General features: G+C 46.1%; 10 protein-coding genes. 1 reads left to right on the forward strand and 9 read right to left on the reverse strand.

Features of this window, described 5'->3' with window-relative positions:
- Window positions 1–355: 355 nt before the first annotated feature.
- The 8 genes from yacG to nadC all read right to left on the reverse strand — a co-directional run bounded on the left by yacG (window position 356) and on the right by nadC (window position 7,396).
- The gene (yacG, locus tag QTO00_RS09675) at window positions 356–550 is read right to left on the reverse strand and encodes a DNA gyrase inhibitor YacG (RefSeq protein ID WP_331424557.1); all 195 of its coding nucleotides are present in this window, start codon (window positions 548–550) and stop codon (window positions 356–358) included.
- A 62-nt stretch (window positions 551–612) separates the two neighbouring features.
- Window positions 613–1,353 (reverse strand): cell division protein ZapD, encoded by a 741-nt coding sequence (zapD, locus tag QTO00_RS09680; protein WP_331424558.1) that lies wholly within the window; start codon window positions 1,351–1,353, stop codon window positions 613–615.
- Between the two features lie 34 nt (window positions 1,354–1,387).
- A complete protein-coding gene (gene coaE / locus QTO00_RS09685) occupies window positions 1,388–1,996 on the reverse strand; it encodes a dephospho-CoA kinase (protein ID WP_331424560.1) in 609 nt (202 codons plus the stop codon).
- 1 nt (window position 1,997) lies between these two features.
- Window positions 1,998–2,867 (reverse strand): prepilin peptidase, encoded by an 870-nt coding sequence (locus QTO00_RS09690; RefSeq protein ID WP_331424561.1) that lies wholly within the window; start codon window positions 2,865–2,867, stop codon window positions 1,998–2,000.
- 48 nt (window positions 2,868–2,915) lie between these two features.
- Window positions 2,916–4,142 (reverse strand): type II secretion system F family protein, encoded by a 1,227-nt coding sequence (locus tag QTO00_RS09695; RefSeq protein ID WP_331424562.1) that lies wholly within the window; start codon window positions 4,140–4,142, stop codon window positions 2,916–2,918.
- A 12-nt stretch (window positions 4,143–4,154) separates the two neighbouring features.
- Window positions 4,155–5,846, reverse strand: a complete 1,692-nt coding sequence (pilB, locus tag QTO00_RS09700; RefSeq protein ID WP_331424563.1) for a type IV-A pilus assembly ATPase PilB — start codon at window positions 5,844–5,846, stop codon at window positions 4,155–4,157.
- Entirely contained in the window at window positions 5,847–6,284 is a 438-nt protein-coding gene (locus QTO00_RS09705; protein WP_331424564.1) for a pilin, read from the reverse strand.
- A 224-nt stretch (window positions 6,285–6,508) separates the two neighbouring features.
- Window positions 6,509–7,396, reverse strand: coding sequence for a carboxylating nicotinate-nucleotide diphosphorylase (gene nadC, locus QTO00_RS09710; protein WP_331424565.1), 888 nt, complete (start codon window positions 7,394–7,396; stop codon window positions 6,509–6,511).
- Window positions 7,397–7,528: 132 nt separating this feature from the next.
- Here nadC and ampD point away from each other — a divergent pair, with 132 nt between their 5' ends.
- Window positions 7,529–8,074 (forward strand): 1,6-anhydro-N-acetylmuramyl-L-alanine amidase AmpD, encoded by a 546-nt coding sequence (ampD, locus tag QTO00_RS09715; protein ID WP_331424566.1) that lies wholly within the window; start codon window positions 7,529–7,531, stop codon window positions 8,072–8,074.
- A 148-nt stretch (window positions 8,075–8,222) separates the two neighbouring features.
- On the opposite strand, the gene fldB is transcribed toward ampD, so the two are convergent.
- The gene (gene fldB, locus QTO00_RS09720) at window positions 8,223–8,744 is read right to left on the reverse strand and encodes a flavodoxin FldB (RefSeq protein ID WP_038207818.1); all 522 of its coding nucleotides are present in this window, start codon (window positions 8,742–8,744) and stop codon (window positions 8,223–8,225) included.
- Window positions 8,745–8,910: the final 166 nt, after the last annotated feature.

Raw genomic sequence — 8,910 nt, forward strand, 5'->3', positions numbered from 1 at the left:
ATGATCTTGGTCTGGTTAACCTCGAGCATATAAGGACAGGGTACGTGTTCAGCAATTATGCTGAATGGAAGTGTGCATGAGCCGTATACGAGGCCCGTACGTACGGTTCTGTGAGAGGGATGAGGCGGCAACGCCTCACCCTACTCGATATTTTAGGCGCTATGCTGGTGGTATTTCACGATAGCGGCGGCGTCGGTACTCATTTACTGGCGTAAACTCCGTTCCTCCTTCTTGCTCTCGCAAAATACTCCAGAGCATATCGCTCTAAAATGTTGCTCGTTAGGTAACAAAAAAGCTGATGTTTTTACATCAGCTTTATTTACTCTCGCACCTCTGAGCTCAGCGTTCCTTACTATCAATACTGCTCTTCTGACCAGCCGTCTGAATCAGACATATCTGGTGCACCGGGTATGGTGTTCTCTTCGTCAGCCCATTCGCCGAAATCAATCATTTGGCACTGCTTACTACAAAATGGACGGAAAGGGCTCTGCTCGCCCCAAGTGACGTTTTGACCACATTGTGGGCAAGGAACGATGGTAATTTTTGACATGGTGTTTCTCTGAACGTAAATCGACGTATTGGCTTAGTATAGCGCGGATAAAGAGTGAGTGGTTAGCTACAAACAGCGAGCTTAAACTCAATGTTAGCGACAGAAGCTTGCCCAGATTCAAACTCAATAAACTTGATAGCAAAGCGGTTCTTATGACCAGAAATCATTGGGAACACACCAAAATGCATCGGAATCTCTAAGCGAAGAATATTGGCGTCTTCAGCATCACTTTGGTAGAAGCCAGCGTTGGCTTGAATCGCTTGGAAGTGACCCGTCTCACGGGTGAGTTTTAGCCACAGTTTCAGGGCTGCTGCAAGTGGTCTTAGGGTTGATTGCCACTGTGATGCATCCGCTTGCTTCTTCTCAAGTGGAAGGTGTTGCCAATGATGCAGTGCTGGGAGGTCGAAGCAGCACGAGCCACCAGGGAGATTGAATCTTTGTCTAATGGCACTGAGGAAGCGATCCTCTTTTAGGCTCTGACCAAAGCGCTCTGCGCCCATTAAATCACTATGAACAGCATCCACTTCACTCAAGATGTTTTGCAACATCTCTTGATTGACGCCCTCAACGTTGAGCCAAGAGCGATAAGCGAGTCGCTGCTTTTCGATATCTTTAGCTAGTTCGCTTTTGAGCTGGATTTGCTCGAAGATCTCTAACAGATCAAACAGCGAGCGATAGAAGATCAAATGCTGCATATCATCACTAAACTGAGCCGCAACTTCCAGTTGATTAAGCAAAGCTTCAACACGGAGGTAGATGCGAGTTTTTTCGTTTAGCGGATGTTCAAAATAGTGAGTGGTCATCAATATGCAGCTCTAGGTTGTTCAACCTTTATTCTCACCGATTTGCCCTAGTGATTTCTAGGAACTTTTTATGTAATTCTGTGATTTGATACAAAAGTTTTTGGTTTTCTGTATTATTTTTAACCACATAATCTGCAATGGAAAGTCTCTGTTGTCTTGTCGCTTGTGAAGAGAGGATAGCTCTCGCCTGTTCAACATCTACCTTGTCTCGCTCAACGGTACGTTGAACTTGTGTTTCTTCGTCGACATCAACCACTAATACTTTGTCTGCCAAAGATTGGAGATTGTTTTCGACCATTAACGGGATAACTAGTAGCGCGTACTCAGATTGAACCTTAGCTAAGTCAGCCAGCATCTGAGTTCTAATCATTGGATGGAGTAAGTTGTTTAACCACGCTTTTTGCTCTGGTTGGCTAAAGATAATCTCTCTTAACTTAGCGCGATCTAATGTTCCATCTTGCTGAATAACCTCTCGACCAAAATGTTGTTCTATCGCCTTTAAGCCTTCACTTTCGGGCTCAACAACTTGGCGAGCAACCACGTCTGCATCGACAATCTCTATGCCAAACTCTTGATGAAATAGGTTTGCGACGGTTGTTTTCCCGCTGGCTATGCCACCAGTAACGCCAATAACCAGTGCCATATTAGATTCCTAGAAAGTTACTGAAATACCAGTTGAGGATAGCGTCACCCCACATCATGCTGATCCAACCTGCAATGGCGAGGTAGGGGCCGAACGGGAACGCTTTGTCTATGCCTTGGCTTCTCAGTCTCACCTGGATGATACCGAATACAAGCCCGACTAAAGAGGAGAGGAGAATGATCATTGGCAGGTATTGCCAGCCAAGCCATGCCCCTAATGCAGCAAGCAATTTGAAGTCACCATATCCCATGCCCTCCTTGCCCGTAGCCAACTTAAACAACCAGTAGACTAACCACAAGGATAGATAGCCAGACATTGCTCCAATCACTGAATCTTGTAATGACACTGGACTTATTTCAAACAGAGCAAGGGCGATCCCAGCCCAAGTTAGCGGAATTGTTAGCTGATCTGGTAGCAGCATGGTATCGAGGTCGATAAAGGTCGCTGCGATTAAAGTGAAGGTGAAAAATAGTAACGCCACTGCGAAGTAACTGAATGCAAACTGGTGAGCAACCAAAAAGCATAACCCAGCAGTTAGCAGCTCGATGAGAGGGTAGCGGGCGCTAATCTTGTTGCTGCATTGGTGGCATTTACCTTTGAGGATAAGCCAGCTCATTAGCGGAATATTGTCGATCAGTCTTATCGGCGTATTGCACTTCGGGCAAGTAGAGTTTGGCACACTAAGGTTGTATGTCCCTTCTGGAGGCGTGATCTTGTATTCTGGAAAACTTTCGGCGCACTCTGCTCGCCATTCTCGCTCCATCATGATTGGAAGGCGATGAATAACAACATTTAAAAAGCTACCAACGATCAGACCCAACACAGTTGCTAAAGTAGGGAAAAGCCAAGGATAGAAATGAAAAACGTCCATATACGGGTCTGCGAGTTAGTTAAGGTTCATTTGGATGAGTTGTGTATCTTATCCTAAGACACTCATTAAGTTAAAGATAGGCAAGTACATAGCGATAACCAGTCCACCGATGACGACACCGAGGAAAACAATGATTAAAGGCTCTAAGATTTTGCCAAGATTATCGACGGTGTTATCGATTTCGAACTCATAGATATTGGCAATTTTGTACAGCATTTCGTCGAGGCGACCTGACTCTTCACCAATCATGACCATTTGCAACACCATCTCAGGGAACAATCCAGAGTTGCGCATTGCTATGTAGAGCGGTACGCCCGCTGTGGTGTCGCGCGTGACGATTTCGAGCCCAGTTTGAAATTGCAGGTTAGATGTATTTTGTGATGACGCTTTCAATGCGGTCAGAATTGGAATGCCAGCATTAAAACTGGTTGCTAGGGTGCGGCTAAACCTAGCAATAGAAGCCTTGGTAAGCATCTTGCCAATCAGTGGGGCTTTTAACTGCAGCTGATTGATGAGCTTTTTGGTGGTGTGAGATTTTGTATAGGCAAGCTTAACTGTGACTAAGAATATAAATACTGCTGCGAGTAGGTGGAGGCTATAGGATTGGACCAAAGAGGCCAAAGCAATCACTTGACGAGTGAACCAAGGCAGTTGAGCACCAAAGTCATCAAACATCTCTTTAAATTGCGGAATGACGACTGTGAGTAGAAGGTAGGTCACTAGCAATGAAGTGACGATCACTGCGGTTGGATAAATTAACGCTTTTAAGATTTTGGCATTCAAGCGTTCCGACTTTTCTCTATGGGTGGCGATTCGGTCGAAGACCTCCGCGAGATTACCGGTTTGCTCTCCGGTGGCAATTAAATCAATATAGAAGGAGTCAAACAAAGGGCTCGCTTTCTGCATGGTATTGGCGATCGGCTGACCTGACTCAATCCCGGAAATTAAATGGGCAAGTAGCGCTTTCATTGCCGGTTTTTGATAGCTGTGGGTTACGAATTTTAAGGCTTGAACAATTGGGACGCCAGTTGCCAGCATGACGCTCAGCTGGCGAGTAAAGACTGTAATCTCCTTTTTGTCGATAGCTTGGGTAAGTCGAGCAACAAAGGAAACTGGCTTCTGCTTTATAGATCTCAGGGTAATCGACTGTGAGTTAAGCTGAGTCCTTATTTGCGCTTCCGATATGGCTAACGTGCTACCAGCAACCCGTTTACCTCTGTTGTTGATACCTATCCAGCGATATTTTTTGAGTTGGTTTTCTGAGCGCTTATTCATTGCGAGTCCTACCTACAGAAACAACACGCGTTGAAGCTCTGTATAACTGGTGACTCCTGCGAGCAGAGTTTCTATCCCGCTCTGTTTTAGCGTCTGCATTCCTTGGTTTTTGGCTGTTTGTTCAATCGTGAAAGCATCCGCTTGTTGGTTGATTACTCTGACTATCTCAGGGGTAAAACTCATCGTTTCACAAATTCCAATCCTGCCTGAGTAGCCGTTGCAACAATCGCTACAGCCTTGCTCATTGGCTTGATATACCTTTGTGCCCTCTACGAGTTCCAAATTTTGGCAAATGCTTGGCTCAAGAATATGTTCTTGTTTACATCGCTGGCATAGCTTACGTGCCAGCCGCTGAGCGATGATTAAATTCAGAGAGGAGGAGATATTAAACGGAGAAATGCCCATTTGTTGCAGCCGTACAATACTCTCAGCGGCCGAGTTAGTGTGCAGCGTTGAGAGAACTAGGTGTCCGGTTTGGGCGGCTTTGACGGCGATTTCAGCGGTTTCAAGGTCGCGTATCTCACCGACCATAACGACATCGGGGTCTTGACGTAGGAAAGCTCTTAACGTTTGGGCGAAGTCGAGCCCAATTTTGGGGTTAATTTGTACCTGGTTGATACCGGTTAGGTTGATCTCAATCGGATCTTCAGCGGTCGATATGTTGATTTGTGATGTATTGAGTTGTTTAAGCCCTGCGTAAAGAGAGATGGTTTTACCACTGCCTGTTGGGCCTGTCACCAAGATCATTCCTTGTGGCCTAGCAAGAGCATTTCGAAATAGAGTTAGCTGATTTGTGTTGTAACCAAGTGACTCAATACCAAGTTGAGTATGCCCGTTGTCGAGCAGGCGCAGTACGATCTTTTCACCCCACAAGGTCGGTAGCGTTGAAATGCGTATATTGATCGACGTTTCAGAGCTAAGCTGCAGTTTCATTCGACCGTCTTGGGGGAGTCGGCGCTCAGCAATATCGAGTTGAGCGAGAATTTTTAGCCTAGCTGAGAGGCGTCGGCTCAACGTGTGGCTCGGTTGTTCAGTTTCTACTAACAGGCCATCACAGCGAAAACGGATTCGATAGGAAGACTCATAGGGTTCAAAATGGATATCAGACGCTCCCTTTCTGACCGCATTGAGCAAAACCTGATGAACATATCGGCTTACGGGCGAATCGTCACCACTGAGATCGTCACCGGTGTCTATCTCATCTTCTGTGAGGTCTATTAGTCTGGACAGCTCATTCGCTTTCACCTCGATCGGTGATGTCGAGTCATCCAGCGTAATCGCACTGCCGTACAAACGACGTATTACACCTTGTAGCGTTTTAGCTTCGGCCAGTACAACCTCAATTTGTTTGCCGGTCGCAAAACCAAAATCCGCTTCAACGGCTAAGTTTGTTGGATCACTAACGGCAATCAATAGTTGGTTGTCACTCTGCCGTATCGGGATTGCGTTGTGCCTGATGACGAGATCTTTTAAGCCAATCTGCCGACATACCGATTGGTAATCATAGTTAGTGAAATCAATCACCGGAAGGTCAAAAAGGTGTGAAAGGTGGGCGGTCAATTCGTGGGGTTTAAACCAATTTAGCTTGAGTATGGCTTCTAGGGCGGATTGCTCTGAGTCGTCGATGACTTCGCTCAGCCTTGCTTCCTGAGCATGGTCGATTAGCAAAGCTTGGCGAAGAACGGCAGGTAAGCGACTGTTCATCTATTGGGAGCAACCATCTAGTTGTGGAACGGCTCCTGCAGTTTGACAGGACCATCCTGTCTCCGCGTCACGTTCATAGGTAATTGTATCACTGCTGCCCATTGAACTCCGTGCGCCAAAGGTGAATGTTAGGTTCGGTTTTGCATCAGAGTCTTCGCCAACGATGGACGAGGCAATGGCGCCTAATCTGTTGGAGTCAGCGGTAATTCCTAGATTGGTTAGCGTGGCGGCTGAGGCGGTGCCGTTGGCTTGATAAAAGACTTCTGCCGGAGATATTAACCCCTTTAGTGTCGCTAAAGCGGATGCTGCTTCAGATTGTCGAACGTAGTTTTGATAAGCAGGCATAGCGATAGTTGCGAGCACACCAATGATGGCCACGACTATCATCAGCTCGATTAGGGTAAAACCTGACAGTTTTTTGCTTGGTATTGCTTGCATTGTTCCTCTCCATCGAACGATTGTGATAACAAAGGAGAGAATAGGTAGCGAGCACCTGAGCGAAAATACGGCTTGGTTTGGTTTCCGAGTGGTTTAGGAAAAAATACTACTTGGTTGCATCAATAGCGAGGGGGAGATTAAGACTAGGGACAAAATTTGGTGCAAAGCTTTAGATACAAAAAAGAGGCACTAAGCCTCTTTCTCACAATTATAAATAGTCATGCTTATTTAAAGCGCATCGACAAGTCCATGGCTCTCAGGTGCTTAGTTAGCGCACCAACCGAGATGTAATCAACACCGGTTTCTGCGAATTCACGTATCGTCTCTAGGGTAACATTCCCCGAGTTTTCGAGTGCTGCACGGCCTGCATTAATTTTAACGGCTTCACGCATCATGTCGGTCGTGAAGTTGTCTAGCATGATAATATCCGCCCCGGCATCGATCGCTTCTTGCAGCTCTTCTAAGCTCTCTGTTTCGACCTCAACGGGCTTACCAGGGTTAAGCGCTTTGGCTGTTTTGATGGTTTGAGTAATACCACCATTGGCGATGATATGATTCTCTTTGATTAGGTACGCATCAAATACACCAATACGATGGTTGTATCCACCACCACAAGCGACGGCATATTTCAGAGCGCTACGCAGGCCTGGGATGGTTTTACGCGTATCTAGCAGTCGACAGTCAGTGCCTTCGATCTCTTTTGCGTATTGAGCAACAAGAGTCGCACAGCCAGACAGCGTTTGAATAAAGTTCATTGCATTGCGCTCACCAGTAAGCAGCGCTCTTGCTGGGCCAGTTAGTGTACAAAGCACTTGGTTTGGCTCTACTTTATCGCCATCTTGCACATGCCACTCAATGCTAACTTCACCGCCAAGTTGTTTAAACACTTCGTCAGCCCAGGCTTTGCCACAGAACACACCATTTTCACGGGTAATAATGGTCGCCACGTTGTGTGCGTCAGCAGGGATCAGACTTGCGGTAATATCAGCAGCAGGGTCAAGTGTTCCACCAAGATCTTCCTTGATTGTATCCGCTACGGCACGGGTAATCTCTAAAGGAAGTTGCTGTTTCAAATATTCGAGGCGTTCTTGGCTGTTATGTGTGTTTTTCATCGCAAATCTAATACGCAGTTGAACAAGAGGTGGGAATGATACGCTGACTGAGAGTGAAATTCAGCCATTATTCTCGCATTTCATCGCCAAAGGGATAAAATCTCAGGATGAGTCATGATCATGAGCCCACAAATGATAGATAAAAATGGCTGGTATAGCCAAGCTCGGCATGTGCCTTCGCCTTTCTTCGACCAACGCACAGACAGCAGTGATATTTCGCTTTTAGTGATACACAACATCAGTTTGCCGCCTGGTCAGTTTGGTGGTCCCTACATTGAACAGTTTTTTACGGGGCAACTTGACCCTGATGAGCACCCTTTTTTTAGTGTAATACATAAAATGGGTGTTTCAGCCCACTGTCTAGTCCGACGTGATGGAGAGGTGATTCAGTTCGTGCCTTTCACTGCCAGAGCATGGCATGCCGGTGCGTCGAGTTTTGCTGGAAGAGAAAGGTGCAATGACTATTCGATAGGGATTGAGCTAGAGGGAAGTGATTATGTCGCTTATACTGAAGCGCAGTACCAAGCGTTAACTAAGCTTACTCAGCAGATCCAAGTAAGCTATCCAAAGATTACTGTGCCTCGTATTACTGCCCACCAGTACATTGCCCCTTTGCGAAAGACCGATCCGGGCTTAGTGTTTGATTGGGGAAAGTATAGGGACGGACTGCGTCCTTAGCAATAGGATCGGACTTCGTCCTTCGCGAACGAGCTGCGCTCTATGGAACGCTTAGCTACGAGAAAACTGGACTTTATACCTCAAGCAAAGTGGATCAACTTTAGTTTGACAGTTCTCCGTAGGGCGAAGCCCGTTCCCGCATCCGTTTCTACAGCGTCTCTTGATACTCAACTAGAATTTGCTCAACCCAAGTAGCAATGCGCTCGTCACTGAGTTCGTATTGAGAGTCTTCATCTAGAGCAAGACCAACAAATTGGCTTTCATCTTCAGTGAGTGCTTTAGACGCTTCAAACTCATAGTTATCGTCGTTCGGCCAGTAGCCAACAAAGTTAGCTCCGGTCTTCTTCAACTCGTCGTGAAGTAAACCCATAGCATCCAGATACCATTCGCCATAACCTTCTTGATCGCCTAAGCCGAACAGCGCGACGGTTTTGCCACTTAGCGACACGCCATCGATTTGATCCCATAACTCATTCCAGTCTTCTTGGATTTCACCAAAATCCCAGGTAGATATACCTAAAATTAGAAAATCATAATCTTCCATTAGGGAGAGTGGTGACTCCTTAACGTTGTGAACATCAACAAGCTCTTCACCAATGATAGCGCGGATTTTCTCTGCTGCCATTTCTGTGTAGCAAGTGGTAGAGCCGTAAAATAGACCGATTTTCATAGCATTGACTGTTGTTTAGCGAATTGATGGTGGATTCTAACCACAAAATGGCGAGCTTTGCAGCGAATATCCACTTTGAAGCGCATTTTTTATGGCTTTATTGTTTTGTGACACTTACATTGGGCGCAGAACAAAAGATAGAGGTTTGCCGTGTCACAACAATTGT

This window comes from Vibrio sp. M260118, from assembly GCF_036533755.1.
Taxonomy (GTDB): Bacteria; Pseudomonadota; Gammaproteobacteria; order Enterobacterales; family Vibrionaceae; genus Vibrio.

What these genes read in the sequence shown, in the direction of transcription:
- yacG (WP_331424557.1), bottom strand. Translation starts at nt 550, where the DNA reads ATGTCAAAAATTACCATCGTTCCTTGCCCACAATGTGGTCAAAACGTC.
- zapD (WP_331424558.1), bottom strand. Translation starts at nt 1,353, where the DNA reads ATGACCACTCACTATTTTGAACATCCGCTAAACGAAAAAACTCGCATC.
- coaE (WP_331424560.1), bottom strand. Translation starts at nt 1,996, where the DNA reads ATGGCACTGGTTATTGGCGTTACTGGTGGCATAGCCAGCGGGAAAACA.
- QTO00_RS09690 (WP_331424561.1), bottom strand. Translation starts at nt 2,867, where the DNA reads ATGGACGTTTTTCATTTCTATCCTTGGCTTTTCCCTACTTTAGCAACT.
- QTO00_RS09695 (WP_331424562.1), bottom strand. Translation starts at nt 4,142, where the DNA reads ATGAATAAGCGCTCAGAAAACCAACTCAAAAAATATCGCTGGATAGGT.
- pilB (WP_331424563.1), bottom strand. Translation starts at nt 5,846, where the DNA reads ATGAACAGTCGCTTACCTGCCGTTCTTCGCCAAGCTTTGCTAATCGAC.
- QTO00_RS09705 (WP_331424564.1), bottom strand. Translation starts at nt 6,284, where the DNA reads ATGCAAGCAATACCAAGCAAAAAACTGTCAGGTTTTACCCTAATCGAG.
- nadC (WP_331424565.1), bottom strand. Translation starts at nt 7,396, where the DNA reads ATGAAAAACACACATAACAGCCAAGAACGCCTCGAATATTTGAAACAG.
- ampD (WP_331424566.1), top strand. Translation starts at nt 7,529, where the DNA reads ATGATAGATAAAAATGGCTGGTATAGCCAAGCTCGGCATGTGCCTTCG.
- fldB (WP_038207818.1), bottom strand. Translation starts at nt 8,744, where the DNA reads ATGAAAATCGGTCTATTTTACGGCTCTACCACTTGCTACACAGAAATG.